Origin of the sequence: Cytobacillus oceanisediminis 2691 (assembly GCF_007678455.1) — a bacterium.
GTDB classification, from domain to species: Bacteria; Bacillota; Bacilli; order Bacillales; family Cytobacillaceae; genus Mesobacillus; species Mesobacillus oceanisediminis_A.
Map to the genome: position 1 here is coordinate 27,274 of NZ_VEEP01000005.1, position 19,009 is coordinate 46,282.

The following is a 19,009-nucleotide window of genomic DNA, read 5'->3' on the forward strand; positions in this document are numbered from 1 at the left end:
TTTAGGGAAAATATGTAGGTGGAATCCTATAAAAAAAACCTCCAAATAGGGAGGCATACACATTTATTCATTCAGTGCTTTTCCTAGAGTGGATAGATTCTTTTCCATCAACGTGAAGTATGTTTCTTTGTTTTTTATGTCTTCATCTGTCAAAACAGAAAGGTTGTGGAGTGTAAGTGGTTTACCGTTAATTTCTTCCTGGACCATTTTTGCCAATTTGGAGTTGAAATTCTGTTCGTTCAAAACATATTTTATTTTTTCGTCCCTCGCATGTGATATGAGTTTTTGAAGTTCTTTTTGGGTCGGCTCATTAGTAGTCGACAGGCCGGAAATACTGATTTGCTCAAGACCGTATCGCTTTTCCCAATAGCTGTAGGCAGCATGGGCTACGATGATTTCTTTGCGCTTTGCAGTCCCGATTACCTCTGTAAATTCCTTGTCCAGACCCTTTAATTGGGCAGCAAGCTCAGAATAATTTTTCTCAAAAGCATCTTTCTGTTCAGGCATTTGTTCAACTAACTGGTCTTTGATAGTAAGAGCAAGTTCGTTTGCATAGATTGGATCCAGCCAGACGTGCGGGTCAATGTCTCCGTGTGCATGGCCGTCACCATCTGCATGTTCATCTTCGCCGTGATCTTCCTGTTCTCCAGAGCCTTCTTCACCAATGTGCAGCGAATCTCCGACGGGGACCATTTTAACATCCTCATTCTTCAAAGTTTTCCTGGCTTTATCAACGAATCCTTCAAGACCGAGGCCGATATAGAAAAATAAATCTGCGTCAGCCAGTGCCATCATATCTTTTTGAGAAGGTTCAAATGTATGTTCATCTGCTCCCGGCGGGTAGATTGTTTTTACATCAACAAACTCACCGCCGATTTGCTGTGTGAAATACTGAAGCGGATAGACGGTTGTGTATACCTGCAAAAGGTTTTCATCCTTTTCCTTATTAGAAGTTTCCCCTTGCCCGCATCCGCTCAGTAAAGCTGAAATTGTAAGAAATAAAGAAAGTATTAAAGCGTATTTTTTCATATTGGCCTCCCTGGTTTAAAACGTATTCATTACGATTTATAAAGTATACTGGTAAAATTCATTTTAGTTTTCAAGTCAGCGGTAAAAAATATTAATTCGTAATCGTTACGATTTACCTTCTGTATCATACAAAAGGATTGATTCAAAATCAAGTAAAACATTTTGGCTCAGCCGTTATTTGCGGTATTCTATTTAAGAGAACATGTTAAAAAGGAGTAGAGAAGATGAAAATGCTTGAGGAAATCCTTCATTTTAATGAACAATTTGTAGCTGAAAAGAAGTATGAAGAGTTTACGACTACCAAATTTCCAAACAAAAAAATGGTCATATTAACATGCATGGATACAAGGCTTGTCGAGCTTTTGCCAAGAGCATTGAACATCCGTAATGGAGATGTGAAAATCGTCAAGAACGCGGGCGCACTCATCATGCATCCGTTTGGAAGTATCATGAGAAGCCTGCTTGTCGCTGTTTATCAGCTTCAGGCTGAGGAAGTTGCGATCATAGGCCATTATGACTGCGGTATGAGCGGGATGAAGCCCGACATCGTGATTGAAGAGATGAAAAAGCGCGGGGTCAGCGATGATATGCTGAATACATTAAACTATTCGGGTATCGATGTGAAGGAATGGCTTCACGGTTTTGACAATGTAAAGGACAGCGTTGCCCACAGTGTCGAAATCGTAAAAAACCATCCCTTGATGCCTAAGGATGTTCCTGTTCATGGTCTCGTGATCGATCCGGCAACAGGAAGGCTGGATCGCGTGATTGATGGATATGAAAAATAATTCAATGATCTAGGTAGAATGAATCACCCTTAATGATCATGTGCCTTGGCTTTTTTCTTGGAAGGCCACTCTTCCGGTACAGGATCGAAGCCGCCAGGATGCAATGGCTGGCATTTCAGGATCCGGACGATTGTCAGCCAGCCGCCTTTGAAGGGTCCGAATTTTTGGATTGCTTCAAGCCCGTAATGGGAGCAGGTCGGGTAAAAACGGCAAGTTGGCGGCTTTAATGGCGAAATGACCGTTTGATAAAATCGGATAATGCCGATGAAAGCTTTTTTTAGCATAGGTAAATCCCTTCTTGTAAATAGAATCAGGAAAAAGGAGCTGGCTTTCAGCTCCTTTTTTATTTATTTTTACCAGGTTCTTCGTTTTCAGATTCCCTGGTTTCTTCGCTGCTGCTTTCAATCGGGTCGATCGTGTGTTTGAATTGATATGCCTTCGAAGTCGTCAACACGCTTAAAACCAGGACAACGATGACGATAATGACTGAGATAATCAAAACGGTATACATAATACGTCCTCCTTTGTTCAAAATTATTGTAGCATGTTCCATTCCGGGATAGGAAAAAAGTTGCTGCCAGCATGTTTTTTCTCACCCAGGGAGGGGAATATAATTTATGACTAAGAGGAGGATGAATTTACATGGCACAAAATGAACTAATTCAAGCAGTAAACAAACAAGTAGCGAACTGGACGGTTCTTTATACCAAGCTCCACAATTATCACTGGTATGTAAAAGGCCGGCATTTTTTCACACTTCATGTGAAATTTGAAGAACTTTACAATGAAGCAGCGACAATCATCGATGAATTTGCAGAAAGAATTCTCGCGTTGGACGGAAAGCCTGTAGCAACGCTTAAAGAATATTTGGAACTGTCTTCAGTAAAAGAGGCAACAGGTTCTGAAAAAGAAGAAGAAATGGTAAAACAATTGCATGATGACTTTGCAACAATCGTTGAAGAGCTTCAGCAAGCAATCGAACTTGCAGAGAAGGCAGACGATACCGCTACCGCTGATATGATGACGGAAGTGAAAATGAGCCTTCGCAAACATATGTGGATGTTCAAGGCTTATCTTGGATAAAGAAAAGCGGAAGCGCCTCGGTCAGCGCCGACAAGCGTTGGAGGGCCGACCGGTGAAGTCGTTCTTTGACTTCATTGGGCGGACCGAAACGACTCGAGGGGCTAGGCGCTGGAGCTGGACAATTATATAAGTGAATTTTACACTTTCTTATCTAGAAAGAAAAAACTGGCCGTAGCCAGTTTTTTTTTGTTAAATAAAGAAAAAACCGGCTTCAACAGCCGGTTTGTATGTATGGACTATTCGTTAATGGATGTTGCGGGAAGGATATGTGACAGAGCGCGCGCCAAAGTCATCCTGGGCAAATTTCCCCTTAAGACTCTCGATTAAATAGAGACCCATCAAATCATAAAGCTCCTGCTTATCAAGGTCCTGGATAATCTTCAACAGGTCTTCACGGCTCATTTCTTCAAGGAAGGCAAAAGCGAGCATATCGATATCCTCTTCGTCGCCGGTCAATTTGTTGCGGTATAGTTCGTATAGCTCATCAATCAGTTTCATGGCATTTCACCTCTCCTTCTTTTATCCTCCATAATCCTATACTTATTTAATACCCTCCATAGGAAAAAATATGCCTTGAACTTGAAGTATTTCCCTGTTGGGTTATTGATTCACTTTATTTTTATTTGTGTCTAATTTTAACATACTCCTTACTTTAAAAGTAAATTTGGAGTGCTTAAAAATTATTTATTTTAATGATATTCAGTATAAAGAAATATAGACGCAGGGAACGATATCCATGAGGTGAGAAACATGACAGAAAGCAAAAAAACATACTATATCAACATCAGTGATGGCGAGATTCAAAGCGTATCAACTGCATCTCCATGGAATTTTAAAATTGAGGCAACTGACGAGGAAATCACCGCATTAAGGGAAATATTCGACCAGGGACATTCCACAGGCTGGCAGAACTTCATGAGGGCGCACGTTCCATATGTCCAGTACCATTATGACCGGGAAAATGATGCTCTCGACAGACAACTGATCCAGACATACGAAATGATCTATAAACTTGGAGATGAAGAAGCAAGGAACCATATTGAAAGCATGGGAATACTACCTGAAAGATAGAGCAGCCGCAGACAAATCGTCTGCGGTTTATTCATTTTCTGTTTTTCTATATAATTAGGTCATGAAATAGAACGGGGAGAGGGAGCATGGAAAAGTTTAAAGCGATGAACGGCGAGGACGTAATCTTGTCCTTTCAGGAAAACGCCTTTGAAAAAAAGGCATGCCACGTGCTGGTCATCTGTAAATATCGAGACCAGTGGCTTTTGACCAACCATAAAGTAAGAGGTCTCGAGTTTCCCGGCGGCAAAATGGAGAAAGATGAAACCCTGGAGGATGCCGCTCACCGGGAGGTAATGGAAGAAACGGGTGCAGTTTTAAGTAGCCTAGAGTTTATTGGGGAATATCAGGTTATGGATAGAGAAGGTTCATTTGTAAAAAGAATCTTTTACGGTGAAGTGGAGAAAATCGTACCCCAGGATGATTACCTGGAAACAGGGGGCCCCGTACTTATAAGTGGAGATCTGCTCGCGGATAGAATGAAGGATGAGTATAGCTTTATCATGAAGGACGATGTGATTAAACATGCGCTTGAATTTTTGCAGAAAAAGAGATGAAAAATTGGCGGTTTGCAGTTGAGACCGCCAATTTTTTAGGTTGATCTGTACGGGAATATGATCTTTCATGGCAAATGCGCATTACGAAAGGTCGTTACAAATGCAGTTCACTAACTTATTGGCGAAAAATAAATTTTATTGGCGGTTTTCTCCATTTTATTGGCGAAAATCTGATTTTATTGGCGATGGCACTACTTATTCTAAAGAGAGAATCATTTTACGCCTAAATCTAAAAGAAGCCAGAAGGATTAAACCTGGCTTCATCACTGGTTACTTTTAATCAGTTTCTTTTCGAGCAGCTCGACCAGCTGATACATCACGGTTGCGAACACAGCGATGACCAGCAGCGACAGGAACACGAGCGTGAAGTTGAATACCTGGAATCCATAGATAATCATGTATCCAAGTCCACGTGCCGAAACGAGGAATTCTCCAACCATGACCCCTACCCAGCTAAGGCCGACATTCACTTTCAAGGTTGAAATGATGGTCGGGAATGAGGCTGGCAGGATGGCTTCCCTGAAGCACTGAGTCCTTGTGGCACCGAATGTTTGCAGCACTCTTAAATAGTTGGGATCCACTTCTTTAAAAGAGGTGTAGACCACGATTGTCGTGATGATTACGGAGATGATGGCTCCCATTGCAATAATGGAAGTCATATTGGTCCCCAGCGCGACAATCAGGATCGGCCCTAATGCCACTTTTGGCATTGAATTCAAAATGACGAGGTAAGGGTCCAGTATTCTTGATAGCAGCGGCGACCACCATAGTATTGCGGCGAGTATGGTTCCGGCGAGGGTACCCAGGATGAATCCGAGTACAGTCTCTGCCAGTGTTATGCCAAGGTTGACAGCGAGCGAACCGTCGAGCGTCTTCTCAATCAGCAGATTCCAGACTTTTGAGGGTGAACTGAAGAGTAGAGGATCAATCCATTTTTGCTGGCTTGATATTTCCCAGCTTGCAAAAAAAACGATGAAAATCAACAATTGATAGAGGCGGACTTTTTTCTGCTCTCTGCTCAGCTTTTTCAGATACTGTTGATGGAGGAGTTCAGTTTTCTTCTGGTTCAATGGATTCCAACTCCTTCCATATCGTCTGGAACAGATCATTGTATAAAGGGTGATTTCTCGCCTCAAACGGGCTCAGGTTTCTAAGCTCTTCCGGCATTGAGAAGGTTTTATGCAAGCGGCCAGGCCTTGGTGAGAACAGGAATATGCGATCACTCATCGCGATGGCTTCCCCGATATCATGCGTGACCAAAATCGCTGTTTTTCCAAACGACTTGAATGTATTTGAAACCAGGTCCTCAAGCTTCAATTTCGTTTGATAATCCAGGGCGGAAAACGGTTCATCGAGCATGAGCAGCTTGGGTTCTGTTGCCAGTGTCCGCACCAGGGCCACACGCTGGCGCATCCCGCCGGACAGCTGTTTAGGATAAAGTTTTTCTACATTCTCCAGCCCCATCTGTCCCAGCAGCGCTAAAACTTCCTCTTTTTTTGACTCTTCCAATGTTCCGCTGATCTTTAATCCTAGCAATATATTTTCCTCAATCGTTTTCCAGGGGAATAAGTAATCCTGCTGCAGCATGTATCCGGTCTGGTTCGAAGCCTCTTTGACAGATTTCCCTTCGAGTTTTACCTTGCCGTCAGAAGGTTCGATCAGCCCTGCGATAATCGAAAGCAGTGTCGTCTTGCCGCAGCCGCTCGGACCCAGAAAGGAGACGAATTCCCCTTCCTGGACATCGAGTGAAATGTCATTCAGCGCAGTGACAGCGGATGTTTTTGTAAAATAAGTGTGATGAATCCCTCTTAATGTCAAAAAGTCCATTAGGCTGCAACCTCCTGTTATTTCATGACTTTTCCTGCCACTTCTGTATTGACTAAAGTGTCATGGCTGACTTGCTTAGGAAGTTCCCCGGCTTCATCCATGATGGCCTGGAGATTGTTCCACTCTTCCTCATCAAGGATTGGGTCAGTTGCGTATGAACCCTGGCTCTTATAACGGTCAACCACTGTTTCGATCAGCGCTAAATCTGTATCTTTAAAGTATTCCTGTATGGCTTCAGCGGTTTCTTTGGCACTGTGGGAATCGACCCATTTCTGTGCTTTGTAAACGGCACGGGTGAACTTTTCAATCGTTTCCGGGTTTTCCTTCATGTAGCTTTGTTTTGCCATGAATGTGGTATAAGGTACATGACCGGATTCAGTACCGAATGATGCGACGATATGACCTTTGCCTTCTTTTTCAAACATGCTTGCCTGCGGCTCGAATAGCTGCACAAAGTCGCCGGTTCCGGAAGCAAAGGCATTTGGAATATTGGCGTAATCAATATTTTGGATCATCTTTAAATCTTGTTTCGGATCAATATCGTGTTTTTTGAGCACGAATTCACCGACCATTTGCGGCATTCCGCCTGTACGCTGTCCGAGATAGGTAGATCCCTTCAGCTGATCCCATGAAAAATTGTCGATCTTCTCTCTGGAAACAAGGAAGGTGCCATCCGTCTGGGTCAGCTGGGCAAAGTTGATGACCGGGTCGTTTGAATCCTGGGCATAAACGTAAATGGAAGTTTCCGAGCCAACTAGTGCAACATCTGCCGCATTCGAAAGCACGGCGGTCATTGTCTTGTCGCCGCCCCAAGCTGTAGTGAGCTCGATTTTCAGTCCTTCTTCCTCAAAAAATCCATTGGCAAGGGCAACATATTGAGGAGCATAGAAAATTGAACGAGTTACCTCTGCCACTTTAACAGTCTGTACCTTGTCTTGACTGCAGGCTGCAAGAGGTATAATAAGTATGGCAACCAAAAATAAAGCAAAACCGGCTTTGAACCATTTTTTCATATAGATGCCTCCTAAAATCTGTCTTAAATTGGGCTTACGATAATGTATGAGGAGAGAAAAAATGTGTGAATGCCCAGTAGCAAAATAGAAAAAAATTCATATAAGAGGAGTGATGACGGTGGACAATGACGGTCAAATCATATCAGCATATAAGTTTCCTTCTCCCAACCCAAAAGTCGAACTTGAAATGGTTACTTATTTTGCAGGCGGGCTGCGTGTCAAAGGGCTGCTGGCAAGACCGGCTGAAGGAAGCGGGGCAGAAGGGTTCCTTTACCTTCGTGGCGGAATCAAAAATGTCGGGAAGGTGAGGCCAGCCCGGATTGCCCAATTCGCTTCCGAAGGCTTTACGGTTTTTGCTCCTTTTTACCGTGGCAACCAGGGTGGTGAAGGGGATGAAGATTTTGGCGGTAATGACCGTGACGATGCCTATGCCGGCTTTAGGCTGCTTCAATCACTGCAAGGGGTTGAAAGGGTTCATGTCTTTGGGTTTTCCCGAGGCGGTTTGATGGCTTTGCTGACTGCCATTCAATTTCCGGAGACAGCCTCAGTTGTCACCTGGGGCGGTGTAACCGATATGTTTTTAACCTATGTGGAAAGAAAAGACTTGCGAAGAATGATGAAAAGGGTAATTGGCGGATCGCCGAAAAAAGTGCCGAACCGATATAAATTCAGGACGCCCTTATACGAAATCGAAAACCTTGAAGCACCTGTGCTGCTGATCCACGGCCGAAATGACCGCAATGTCTCGGTTGAACACTCCTATCGGATCGAGAAACGGTTAAAAGAGTTGGACATGCCGGTCGAAAGCTGGTACTTTGATGAATATACGCACTATTTTCCACCGGTGATGAACCGGAAAGTGGTCAGCGATTTAACGAATTGGATGAAATCACAGCCGCAACAATGATAAAATGAATTTGAAGTTACTTGCGAATAGGAGCGAAAAATGATGGGGATGCCATTAGAGTTGAATACAATGATCGTGACAAAAGGCCGCGAAAAAAGGCTCGAAGACAACTTCTTCTCTTTGAAAAAGGAAGGCTACAGGCTTTATCCAATTGACATTCCAGTAGAAGTCAAAAAGACGATCGAAGGAGACCTGACGGGAACAGGCGTCATCTCAAAGGTCGAGTGGACAGAAAATGAAACAACCATTACGTATCAATTAGTTTCCTTGAACTCTACAAACTGAGCAGGGCACATACTGTGCTCTGTTTTTTTTTTGAATAGGGCTGGTGCTAACTGTTAGAAAAACAATCAAGTGTGCAAAGTGCATCTTTATTGGTGCCCTGTTTTCGGATGGAACGGGAATTTAGGTCAGCAAAGGGCTTTATTGGTGCCCTGTCCTACAAGGGAACGGGATTGTGGCTTTGCTCAATATAAGAATCCATTTATGAATAACAAAATAATAAAATCAAAGGCCATCTCTTTTCCAGAGATGGCCTCGATCAAATTCTTATTTAACGGTTGGTCCGCCTTTTTCTTCGATTTCAGACGGGACGTTTGTGAACTTTTTGAAGTTGTCACGGAACTGGTCTGCGAGGTCGTTTGCTTTTGCGTAGTAGGCTTCCTTGTCACTCCATGTTTTGACTGGCTGGAGGACATCGTCAGGTACACCTGGTACGTGCAGCGGGATATCGAGGCCAAAGATTTCGTCTTTGGCGGTTTCGACGTTGTTCAGTTCGCCTTCAAGTGCTGCCTGGACCATCGCGCGAGTGTACGCCAGCTTCATACGGCTGCCGGTTCCATACTCTCCGCCTGTCCATCCTGTATTCACGAGGAATACCTTTGCGTTGTGCTCATCGATTTTTTCACCAAGCATTTCCGCGTACCTTGTGGCTGCAAGCGGAAGGAATGGAGAACCGAAGCATGTTGAGAATGTTGCCTGTGGTGAAGTGATGCCGCGTTCTGTTCCAGCAAGCTTCGAAGTGTATCCGCTCAGGAAGTGATACATTGCTTGTTCCTTTGTCAGCCTGGCGATTGGAGGCAAGACTCCGAAAGCGTCAGCTGTCAGGAATACGATCGCGTTTGGATGCCCCGCTATGCTTGGGTCCACGATGTTTTCGATAGCCTGGATCGGATAGGCTGCACGAGTGTTTTCGGTCAGGCTGCCGTCATCATAATCGGCCACGCGTGTTTCGTCATCGACTACGACGTTCTCAAGAACAGATCCAAAGCGGATTGCATCAAAGATTTGCGGTTCTTTTTCCTTGGACAAGTTGATGCATTTCGCATAGCAGCCGCCTTCGATGTTGAACACACCATTAGGTGACCAGCCATGCTCATCGTCACCGATCAAACGGCGATTATTATCAGCAGATAAAGTTGTTTTGCCTGTGCCAGATAGTCCGAAGAACAATGCTACATCCCCTTCGCGGCCTACATTCGCTGAGCAGTGCATCGAAAGGATTCCATTTTCCGGAAGTATATAGTTCATCACGGAGAAAATCGATTTCTTCATTTCGCCCGCATATTCCGTTCCGCCGATCAAGACGACGCGCTGTTCGAAGGAAACAATGATGAATGTTTCTGAGTTTGTTCCATCAACCTCTGGATCTGCTTTGAAAGTAGGAGCCGAAATGACCGTAAACTCGGATTCATGCTCAGGAAGCTCTTCCTCAGTCGGACGGATGAACAATTGATGGGCAAACAGGTTGTGCCATGCGTATTCATTGATGACCTGGATTGGCAGGCGGTATTTCTTATCCGCGCCGGCGAATCCCTTGAATACGAAAACTTCCTCTTTATCTTTAAGGAACTTCAATACCTTATTATATAGCTTCGTGAAGGATTCCTCGGAGATCGGCTGATTGACCGAGCCCCAGTCAATTTTGTCTTTCACGGATTCTTCTTCGACAATGAATTTATCTTTAGGTGAACGGCCAGTATATTTACCAGTAGTCGCTCTTACTGCTCCAGTTGATGTCAAAAGCCCTTCGTTGCGGTTCAGGACCTTTTCGACAAGCTGGGGCACAGATAGCTGTACCTGTACATTGCTTCCTTTTAATAATGCTGAAAGTTCATTTGATATTCCTACAACGTTCATCGGAGGATACCTTCCTTTTTTATAGATTCAAAATACGTATATCAACTTTCGAGAATCCAGTTCCAGCGCCTGACCGCTCGAGTCGCTTGGCTAGTGTCGCCTCCTAGAAATTTCGAAACTTCAACTCCGCCCACAGAAGCAAAAAACGCTTCATTGCCGGAGTCTCCAGTTTCTGCGTTTCTGGTCAGACGGCTATACTTTTCGATTTTGGTCTGCCCAATGAAGACAAAAAACGACTTCGCTGGTCGGCCTCCAACGCTTGCCGCGGCAGGTCAAGGCGCTTCCACTTTTCTTGAAAGAATGATAATTTGTAAGTGTTTACATCTCGGTAATAGTATAACACATTGCTTCAATTAATCTATACTAATGATGAAAAAATTACCTTGTACCTAACTTGCGTTATATAATTCTTTCTTTATATAGTCAAGTAATATGGGTTGGTTTGACAACTTTTTATTTTAAGGCTCTGTTAAACAAGACTGTTGATTTTTGTTCCAGGCGCTTCGCTTTCCGCGGGGGAAGAATTATGAAAAAGCTCAAGTGCCAGCTTTTTCAAAGACCAAATTCTTCTTGGCTGGCGCTGAGCCTCCTCGTCGCTTTGCTCCTGCGGGGTCTCACCTAACCAGCTGCGCCCGCAGGAGCCTACGCGCCTTCCACTACAATCAACAGGTGTAAAAACAACATTGGGCTTTAACAGAGCCTATTTTAAAGAAATGGTTTCAACAACAATCGACATTTTTGTCGAGAAAATGATTGACATGGCCAGACAGGTTCGTTATGATTTTGATTTGAACGGATACTCTCTTATCCCGAGCTGGTGGAGGGACAGGCCCAATGAAACCCAGCAACCTGCAAACGAGAAAAACAGCCTAAGAATCAGCTGATCTTTTCCGGGCAAAGGTGCTAACCTGACGCAAGGGAATTGCCCTTGAACGATAAGAGCGAAAGGCGCGGTTAAAGCTAAAACCTTTCCTCACAATTGGAGAGGTTTTTTATATTGCTTTTTTCTGTCCGATGCATAGAAATGCAACTGGACTGCCTTCTTTGGTGTCATTGCTCCCGTGGGTGAAAATTAGGAAAAAAAGAAATTCACCATGAATCTTAAACAAATTTTTCTAATAAAAACTCAGCGTTTATTTCATACTACATAGGGAATGAGTACCGTATCAAACCGAGGTTTGTATTGGGACAGCCTCGATCAATTTTTATACATGAGGGAGGAACTCAGATGTCAAACAAACGCCGTTTGTTCACTTCTGAATCAGTAACAGAAGGCCATCCGGATAAAATTTGCGACCAGATTTCTGACGCGATTTTGGATGCGATCCTTGCTAAAGATGCTAACGCACGTGTTGCTGCTGAAACATCAGTTACAACTGGCCTTGTACTAGTTGCAGGCGAAATCACAACATCTACATACGTAGATATTCCTAAAATCGTACGTGAAACTGTCAAGGAAATTGGCTATACTCGCGCGAAGTACGGCTTTGACGCTGAAACTTGCGCAGTGTTAACTTCCATTGACGAGCAGTCTGCAGACATCGCGATGGGTGTTGACCAGGCTCTTGAAGCACGTGAAGGACAAATGTCCGATGCAGAAATCGAAGCAATCGGAGCTGGCGACCAAGGCTTGATGTTCGGTTTTGCATGTAATGAAACGAAAGAGCTTATGCCGCTTCCGATTTCATTGGCGCACAAAATTTCCCGCCGCCTGACTGAAGTGCGCAAGGAAGAAATCCTTCCATATCTTCGTCCGGACGGAAAAACTCAGGTAACGGTAGAATACGATGAGAATGACAAGCCAGTCCGCATCGACACAATCGTTATCTCAACACAGCACCATCCTGAAGTTTCGCTTGAGCAAATCCAGCGCAATCTTAAAGAACATGTCATCAACCCTGTCGTACCGGCAGAGCTGATCGATGAAAACACAAAATACTTCATCAACCCAACTGGCCGTTTCGTAATCGGCGGACCACAGGGTGACGCAGGTCTTACTGGCCGCAAAATCATCGTTGATACTTACGGCGGATACGCTCGCCACGGCGGAGGCGCATTCTCTGGTAAGGATCCTACAAAAGTTGACCGTTCAGCTGCATACGCTGCGCGTTATGTTGCGAAAAACATCGTCGCTGCAGGCCTTGCTGAAAAAGTTGAAGTTCAGCTTGCTTACGCAATCGGTGTTGCCCGTCCGGTATCTATCTCAATCGATACGTTCGGAACAGGCAAGGTAAGCGAAGATGTATTGATCGATGTTGTTGAAAACAACTTCGACCTTCGTCCAGCTGGAATCATCAACATGCTTGACCTGCGCAAGCCAATCTACAAGCAGACAGCTGCATACGGACACTTCGGCCGTTCTGACGTTGACCTTCCATGGGAGCGTACAGACAAGGCAGAGGCACTCCGCACTCAGGCTCAAGGTAAATAAAAAGGAACAACGGGAGTTGCATAGAAATATGTAACTCCCTTTATTATTTGCCGTCTAATTAGGGAGCGCCAGATATTTTCAAGGTTTGCACCTGGTCCAAAAGGTGTAAAATAAAGTATTACCTTAAATTTCCCTCAGATTTTACTGCAAAAATTTTGCGTTTAATGGTAGTATTAGATGGTATGTTTTTTGGAAGTAAAATCACTGGAAAATCACAATAAATTTTTTCTGAAATGGAGAAGGTGAAGTACATAATGTGTGGCTTTATCGGTTGTGTACATGAAAATGCACAGGAATTCAGCAGCGATGATAAGCAGCTGTTCAAAAATATGAATGACATCATCACCCACCGCGGGCCTGATGATGATGGGTATTTCTATGATGAGCATATCCAGTTCGGCTTCCGCCGTCTGAGCATCATCGACCTTGAGGCTGGCCATCAGCCATTGACTTATGAAAATGAACGCTATTGGATCATTTTTAACGGGGAAATCTACAACTATCTCGAACTTCGTGAAGAGTTGATTGAAGAAGGACTGACTTTCGAAACGCACTCTGATACTGAAGTCATCATTGCCCTATACAGCCACCTTAAGGAGCAGGCTGTAGACAAGCTGCGCGGAATGTTCGCATTTGTCATCTGGGATAAGCAGGAACAAGTCCTTTACGGTGCACGTGACCATTTCGGCATCAAGCCATTCTTCTATTTTGAAGATGAAAATCGCACATTCTTCGGTTCTGAAAAGAAAAGCATTTTGCTTGCGCTGCAGAATGATGTGATTGATTATAAGGCACTGCAGCACTATTTAACTTATCAATTTGTCCCAGAACCTAATACAATGTCTGAAGGCATCTACAAGCTTGAGCCAGGGCATTATTTTACAAAGAAAATCGGTTCACCTATGGAAATCAAGCGTTATTGGAAAGCGAGCTTCTCGCCAATCCAAAAATCTGAGGATGAATTCACGAAGGAGATCAGGGATGTCCTGTTCGAATCGGTGAAAATCCACATGCGCAGTGATGTGCCGGTTGGTTCTTTCCTTTCCGGCGGGATTGATTCTTCTATCATTGCGTCGATTGCGAAGCAATACCATCCTGGAATCAAAACATTCTCTGTCGGATTTGAACAGAATGGCTTCAGCGAGATTGACGTCGCCAAGGAAACGGCTGATCGACTCGGTGTTGAAAATATCAGCTATGTGATCAGCCCGCAGGAATACATGGATGAACTTCCTAAAATCATGTGGCATATGGATGACCCGCTTGCTGATCCGGCAGCCATACCTTTGTATTTCGTTGCCCGTGAGGCAAGGAAGCATGTAACGGTAGTCCTTTCCGGTGAAGGTGCCGATGAATTGTTCGGGGGCTATAATATTTACCGCGAACCGCAAGACCTCGAGGTATTCAATAAAATTCCCGGAGTAGGGAAGGCGATGCTTAAGGGCATTTCCAAAATGATGCCAGAGGGTATGAGAGGCAAGAGCTTCATCGAGCGCGGCGTGACTCCAATGGAGGAGCGTTATATCGGAAACGCGAAGATGTTCACGGAAAAAGAGAAGAGCGAACTGCTGCATGTTTATAACGGCCAGTACGATTACAGGGATGTCACGAAGCCTTTATATCGTGAAAGCAGAGGCTATGATCCGGTTGATACAATGCAATACATCGACATCCACACATGGATGCGCGGCGATATTTTATTGAAAGCAGATAAGATGACGATGGCTCATTCTTTGGAGCTTCGCGTACCATTCCTGGATAAGGTTGTTTTTGAAACAGCTTCAAAGATTCCGACAAGCCTGAAGACAGCGAATAATACAACGAAGTATATTTTGCGAAAAGCGGCAGAAGGAGTGGTCCCTGACCACGTGCTTACCCGCAAGAAACTCGGCTTCCCGGTGCCAATCAGACACTGGCTTAAGAATGAAATGAACGAGTGGGCAAAGAACATTATCAAGGAAAGCAACACAGAACATCTTATCAATAAGTCTTACGTTTTAAGACTATTGGATGAACACTGCCAGAACAAGGCGGATAACAGCCGTAAAATCTGGACAGTTCTGATGTTCATGATGTGGCATGATGTGTATGTCGAAAAAAAATACTCCTTCCAGAAGGAGTATGAGGCTCAAAAAGTATTACAATCTTAAAAATTAGGGAAGGTAGGTGATGGCCTGCCTTCCCATCTGCACCCAGGATTCTGCGAAATCCTTAATGGGTGCTTTTTTATTTTTTTCATTTGATAAAGGATCATTGAAATAGACGAAGTTTTCATCATACCCGGTAATCAGGACAGAATGTTCCTTCGTTGTAATTTTAACAGGCCCGCCAGGCGTGTACCATGTCTGGAAAAAGCTGTCGTCCAGCTTTTTGTATTCGGTGTTAATGATCACCCAAACTGGCCTGCCATCTGACAGGTGCGATTTAATATCCTGGAATCCTGCGCCCGTAAGATCTTTTATTTTGCCGGGAAGATACTTTTCTGCCAGTTCAGCAATTGGTTTATGATAGACTCCGAGCCCTGGTTCTGTGTATGTGTACATATTGCCGACAAAGCCCTCATTCGGGTCTCCAAAAAAGACTTTTCCATTATCGAGGCGGTACTCAGCCGGGTTTTTCCTGACTTCGCTGGCGAGTGTCAGCTTGTCCACTTTTACACCCTGATGCATGAGGAGCATGGCCAGGCTTGTTACCTCACATCCTCGAGGGAGCTCAGGCATTTGCCATATGATTGGTGCCTCCAGGAGTACCTGCTTTTTAGTCGGTATGATTTTAGGTTCGCTCTCTTCCTGGACAGCAGGTGCCCTTTCTGTTCTGGGTTCAGGCTCATCCAGCCAGTCTTTCACCGATTGTACGGCCAGGGCTACATGTGAAGCCTGAAGGTTCTCGAGGAGGAAAGCACCAACGATTGAGGTGAAAACAAACAGGAACATCAAGATGGATTTCATCATGCTATTTTGTTTTCGAATCAATAAATAAAACATGAGCAGCAAAGGGATAATTGCTGCAATAGGTAAATACAGTTTGTCCACATCCATCACCCCGTCCGCATATTTCAAAAATAATAGGGTATATTATATTATTTAGTATCGGACTGGTGAGGGAGTTTTTTTAGCAGATCATTCATCTTTGTTCTGCAAACTTTTATAGTATTGCCCTTTTTCGGCGTATTCTCTGGAAATGCGTTCCATATCCCTTATATCGTCTTCGTTCAATTCACGGATGACTTTTGCCGGTCGTCCGAAAGCCAGTGTATTGGGCGGGATCTTCTTACCCTGAGGAACGAGGCTGCCGGCACCAATAAAAGCGCCTTCGCCGATTTCAGCTTCATCAAGAATGATTGACCCCATCCCAATCAGGGCCTTTTTCCTGATGATGCAGCTGTGGAGGACGACCTGATGTCCGACGGTCACCTCGTCTTCGAGGATTAAAGGGTTATTCGGACTTTGATGCAGGACCGAATTGTCCTGGATGTTCACTTTATTGCCAATGATCGTCGGGGCGACATCGCCGCGGATCGAGGTATTGAACCAGACACTCGATTCCTCACCGATTTCAACATCTCCGGTAATTGTTACATAATCCGCGATAAAAGCGGAATCTGCTATTTTAGGTGTTTTGCCATTGTAAGGATAAATCATTTGTGCACACTCCTGTAATTTTATAATGCTTTCGTTTTTATTTTTCATTAATTATATATTATAGTTCTTTTAAAGAAAGAAAAAGTATTTGAGTGGGGGAATGGTCATGTGGAAATGGGAAGCTGATGGGGATGCTAAGGCTGTGATTGTGATGATTCATGGTGCGCAGGAGCATCATCGCCGGTATGGCTGGCTGATTGAAGCCTGGCGTTCATCCGGTTTTCATGTCATAATGGGTGACCTGCCAGGACAGGGCATGACCACAAGAGCAAACCGTGGCCATATTGATTCCTTTGATGAATATATTTTGGAAGTGAAAGAGTGGATAGAGGCAGCTTATGACTTTGACCTCCCAGTGTTTTTGCTAGGCCACAGCATGGGGGGACTTATTGCCATCCGCTTGCTGCAGGAGGAACGTGTCGAACTTGCCGGATTGATACTATCATCACCATGCCTCGGATTGGTAAAGTATCCATCAAAAATGCTGGATATGCTCTCGCACGGCCTGAATGTCATTTTACCGACATTCAGGATCTCATCGGGCCTGTCTGTCGATATGGCAACCAGGAATGAGGATGTCAGGGCAGTCGACGCCAATGATTCATTATATATTACCAAGGTATCGGTGCGCTGGTACCGCGAGCTGGCAGCGGCAATGGGGCTTGCGTTTGATAATATGGATAAAGTCCAGGACGTACCAACACTGCTTCTGCAGGGCGGAGATGATAAGATAGTCGATAAGCGAGCGGTTAAAGATTGGTTCAACAATGCCCCGCTTTCAGAGAAACGATATAAAGAATGGCCGAAATGCTACCATGAAGTCTTCAATGAACCTGAACGCGAAGAGGTTTTTGACTATGCGCATGATTTTGTCATGAGCCAGCTGAAGGCGATTGGATATGTTTATTAGAAAGAGAAAGGGTGAAGCTGCAGCATGATGATCCCATCAATGCCCATCAGTTTGATGTACCGGGTGTACAGAAAAGTCCTGCCACAGGTACATCGGGAGCTGGCATACTGGAAAAGCAGGGCAGAGGAAATCCCGAATCCTGAACTCAGGAGGCAGGCCCTGGCTAGCATCGAGCACAAGACTTTCCATTGTGAGGGCGGCTCTATTATGAGTCTGACCGCGAAAAAACAATATAAAGAGGCCATCCGGTTCATTGTGGCTTACCAGACAATCAGCGATTATCTCGATAATCTATGTGACCGCAGCACCTCGCTGGATCCGGTGGATTTTGCCGCACTGCATGAGTCGATGGCAGATGCTCTCAGCCTGGACAACCAGTTGAAAAATTATTATCGCGAGCGGGAAGACCAGAATGATGGCGGGTATCTGATCGAGCTGGTTACCGTTTGCCGCGAAGTCCTTGCCGGGCTTGATCATTATCAGGATATAAAGGAGCATCTGGTTGAACTGTGTGATTACTATTGCGATTTGCAGATACATAAGCATGTCGAGGTGAAAGAGCGTGTGCCGAGATTGCAAACATGGTTCGATGGCCATCGTGAAAATATTCCCGACATGGAATGGTACGAATTCTCAGCCTGCACCGGATCGACGCTCGGCATCTTTTGTCTCGTATCCTACGCGCTTCGCGATGATTTCAAACCGGAATACGCAGATAGCATCCGCAACGGTTATTTTCCATACATACAAGGGCTGCACATCCTCCTGGATTATTTCATCGACCAGGAAGAGGATCGCGAAGGCGGCGATTTGAACTTCTGTTTCTATTATGAAAATGAAGAAGCTTTGTTTGGGAGGTTGCGGTATTTTGTGGAAAATGCCGACCGGCACACAGCTCGATTGCCGCATCGGAAATTCCACAAACTGATCAACCGCGGACTGCTCGGCGTTTATCTATCCGATGAAAAAGTAAGGCGTCAGGAAAGAATCAGGAAGCTCGCCAGGGAAATGATCAAAACAGCAGGCCCCGTCAGCTACTTCTTTTATATTAATGGACGAGCTTATCGGTCATTGCAGAAGTGGGTGCCATCAGGAGTCGTGAAGGCGTTTATAAAATAGGATTGCAGCCAGGGATTGAGCCTTGGCTGTTTTTGAATCAGGAGAATTAAGTCACCCGAATCAACCAAATAAAGGTGATATTTGATTGCGGTCACAGACTGAGACGGGCTGCGCCAAAAAGAGGAAATCACTCGGATACGGTCGCAGAAAAGGAGCAGCTGCGCCCGAAAAGAGGAAACCACTCGGAGTACGGTCGTAGAACTAGAGAGAGGTGCCATGTAAATATGTGTCTTAACTGAAAAAACGTTATACATACCCTTGTATGGTGCCCTTATATGGACAATTTCGCCTGCATAAGGGTATCTATCGACATGAATGGTGCCCTTATGTGGACAATTTCGCCTGCATAAGGGTATCTATCGACTTGAATGGTGCCCTTATGTGGACAATTTCGCCTGCATAAGGGTATCTATCGTCTTGAATGGTACCCTTATGTGAACAATTTCGCCTGCATAAGGGTATCTATCGACATGAATGGTACCCTTATGTGAACAATT

20 protein-coding genes and 1 riboswitch are annotated in these 19,009 nt (G+C 44.6%); of the genes, 10 read left to right on the forward strand and 10 right to left on the reverse strand.

Features of this window, described 5'->3' with window-relative positions:
• Nucleotides 1-63: 63 nt before the first annotated feature.
• A complete protein-coding gene (locus FS736_RS11195; RefSeq protein ID WP_144477026.1) occupies nt 64-1,029 on the reverse strand; it encodes a metal ABC transporter solute-binding protein, Zn/Mn family in 966 nt (321 codons plus the stop codon).
• Nucleotides 1,030-1,253: 224 nt separating this feature from the next.
• Between FS736_RS11195 and FS736_RS11200 the strand changes: the two genes are divergently transcribed.
• Nucleotides 1,254-1,817, forward strand: a complete 564-nt coding sequence (locus FS736_RS11200; RefSeq protein WP_144477029.1) for a beta-class carbonic anhydrase — start codon at nt 1,254-1,256, stop codon at nt 1,815-1,817.
• 29 nt (nt 1,818-1,846) lie between these two features.
• Here FS736_RS11200 and yidD read toward each other — a convergent pair whose 3' ends face one another.
• Entirely contained in the window at nt 1,847-2,101 is a 255-nt protein-coding gene (gene yidD / locus FS736_RS11205) for a membrane protein insertion efficiency factor YidD (protein WP_144477032.1), read from the reverse strand.
• Nucleotides 2,102-2,160: 59 nt separating this feature from the next.
• A complete protein-coding gene (gene ytzI, locus FS736_RS11210) occupies nt 2,161-2,328 on the reverse strand; it encodes a YtzI protein (protein WP_144477036.1) in 168 nt (55 codons plus the stop codon).
• A 131-nt stretch (nt 2,329-2,459) separates the two neighbouring features.
• Between ytzI and FS736_RS11215 the strand changes: the two genes are divergently transcribed.
• Entirely contained in the window at nt 2,460-2,900 is a 441-nt protein-coding gene (locus FS736_RS11215) for a Dps family protein (protein ID WP_144477039.1), read from the forward strand.
• Between the two features lie 243 nt (nt 2,901-3,143).
• Here FS736_RS11215 and FS736_RS11220 read toward each other — a convergent pair whose 3' ends face one another.
• On the reverse strand, nt 3,144-3,398 hold the full coding sequence (locus FS736_RS11220) for a DUF6154 family protein (protein ID WP_144477042.1): 255 nt from the start codon (nt 3,396-3,398) through the stop codon (nt 3,144-3,146).
• Between the two features lie 252 nt (nt 3,399-3,650).
• Here FS736_RS11220 and FS736_RS11225 point away from each other — a divergent pair, with 252 nt between their 5' ends.
• Nucleotides 3,651-3,971 (forward strand): hydrolase, encoded by a 321-nt coding sequence (locus FS736_RS11225; RefSeq protein ID WP_144477045.1) that lies wholly within the window; start codon nt 3,651-3,653, stop codon nt 3,969-3,971.
• An 86-nt stretch (nt 3,972-4,057) separates the two neighbouring features.
• Nucleotides 4,058-4,525 carry an RNA deprotection pyrophosphohydrolase gene (ytkD, locus tag FS736_RS11230; protein WP_144477048.1) on the forward strand — a complete coding sequence of 156 codons (468 nt, stop codon included), beginning with the start codon at nt 4,058-4,060 and terminating at the stop codon, nt 4,523-4,525.
• A 263-nt stretch (nt 4,526-4,788) separates the two neighbouring features.
• On the opposite strand, the gene FS736_RS11235 is transcribed toward ytkD, so the two are convergent.
• The 3 genes from FS736_RS11235 to FS736_RS11245 are packed head-to-tail and all read right to left on the reverse strand — an operon-like array spanning nt 4,789 to nt 7,365.
• Nucleotides 4,789-5,595, reverse strand: a complete 807-nt coding sequence (locus tag FS736_RS11235; protein ID WP_251544770.1) for an ABC transporter permease — start codon at nt 5,593-5,595, stop codon at nt 4,789-4,791.
• Nucleotides 5,576-6,352 (reverse strand): ABC transporter ATP-binding protein, encoded by a 777-nt coding sequence (locus FS736_RS11240; protein WP_144477055.1) that lies wholly within the window; start codon nt 6,350-6,352, stop codon nt 5,576-5,578. The genes FS736_RS11235 and FS736_RS11240 overlap by 20 nt, the downstream gene beginning before the upstream one ends.
• Before the next feature lie 17 nt (nt 6,353-6,369).
• Nucleotides 6,370-7,365: an ABC transporter substrate-binding protein gene (locus FS736_RS11245; RefSeq protein ID WP_144477058.1), complete on the reverse strand. Its 996-nt coding sequence runs from the start codon at nt 7,363-7,365 to the stop codon at nt 6,370-6,372.
• 118 nt (nt 7,366-7,483) lie between these two features.
• On the opposite strand from FS736_RS11245, the gene FS736_RS11250 reads away from it, so the two are divergent.
• Nucleotides 7,484-8,272, forward strand: coding sequence for an alpha/beta hydrolase family protein (locus FS736_RS11250; protein ID WP_395883513.1), 789 nt, complete (start codon nt 7,484-7,486; stop codon nt 8,270-8,272).
• A 42-nt stretch (nt 8,273-8,314) separates the two neighbouring features.
• Nucleotides 8,315-8,557: a DUF2584 domain-containing protein gene (locus tag FS736_RS11255; protein ID WP_144477779.1), complete on the forward strand. Its 243-nt coding sequence runs from the start codon at nt 8,315-8,317 to the stop codon at nt 8,555-8,557.
• Between the two features lie 264 nt (nt 8,558-8,821).
• Here FS736_RS11255 and pckA read toward each other — a convergent pair whose 3' ends face one another.
• Nucleotides 8,822-10,411, reverse strand: a complete 1,590-nt coding sequence (gene pckA, locus FS736_RS11260; RefSeq protein WP_144477064.1) for a phosphoenolpyruvate carboxykinase (ATP) — start codon at nt 10,409-10,411, stop codon at nt 8,822-8,824.
• Nucleotides 10,412-11,212: 801 nt separating this feature from the next.
• Nucleotides 11,213-11,353, forward strand: a riboswitch (SAM riboswitch).
• 286 nt (nt 11,354-11,639) lie between these two features.
• Between pckA and metK the strand changes: the two genes are divergently transcribed.
• Both metK and asnB read left to right on the forward strand, forming a co-directional pair.
• Entirely contained in the window at nt 11,640-12,842 is a 1,203-nt protein-coding gene (gene metK / locus FS736_RS11265) for a methionine adenosyltransferase (RefSeq protein ID WP_144477067.1), read from the forward strand.
• Nucleotides 12,843-13,096: 254 nt separating this feature from the next.
• Complete coding sequence (gene asnB, locus FS736_RS11270) at nt 13,097-14,992, forward strand: asparagine synthase (glutamine-hydrolyzing) (protein ID WP_144477070.1); 1,896 nt, start codon at nt 13,097-13,099, stop codon at nt 14,990-14,992.
• 3 nt (nt 14,993-14,995) lie between these two features.
• Here the strand turns inward: asnB and FS736_RS11275 are convergent, their stop codons facing one another.
• Both FS736_RS11275 and FS736_RS11280 read right to left on the reverse strand, forming a co-directional pair.
• Nucleotides 14,996-15,880, reverse strand: a complete 885-nt coding sequence (locus FS736_RS11275; RefSeq protein ID WP_395883514.1) for a C39 family peptidase — start codon at nt 15,878-15,880, stop codon at nt 14,996-14,998.
• A gap of 81 nt (nt 15,881-15,961) precedes the next feature.
• On the reverse strand, nt 15,962-16,483 hold the full coding sequence (locus tag FS736_RS11280) for a gamma carbonic anhydrase (protein WP_144477073.1): 522 nt from the start codon (nt 16,481-16,483) through the stop codon (nt 15,962-15,964).
• A 106-nt stretch (nt 16,484-16,589) separates the two neighbouring features.
• Here FS736_RS11280 and FS736_RS11285 point away from each other — a divergent pair, with 106 nt between their 5' ends.
• Together FS736_RS11285 and FS736_RS11290 are read left to right on the forward strand one after the other, a co-directional pair.
• Entirely contained in the window at nt 16,590-17,393 is an 804-nt protein-coding gene (locus tag FS736_RS11285; RefSeq protein ID WP_144477076.1) for an alpha/beta hydrolase, read from the forward strand.
• A gap of 24 nt (nt 17,394-17,417) precedes the next feature.
• A complete protein-coding gene (locus tag FS736_RS11290) occupies nt 17,418-18,512 on the forward strand; it encodes a tetraprenyl-beta-curcumene synthase family protein (protein WP_144477078.1) in 1,095 nt (364 codons plus the stop codon).
• The last annotated feature ends 497 nt before the right edge of the window (nt 18,513-19,009 follow it).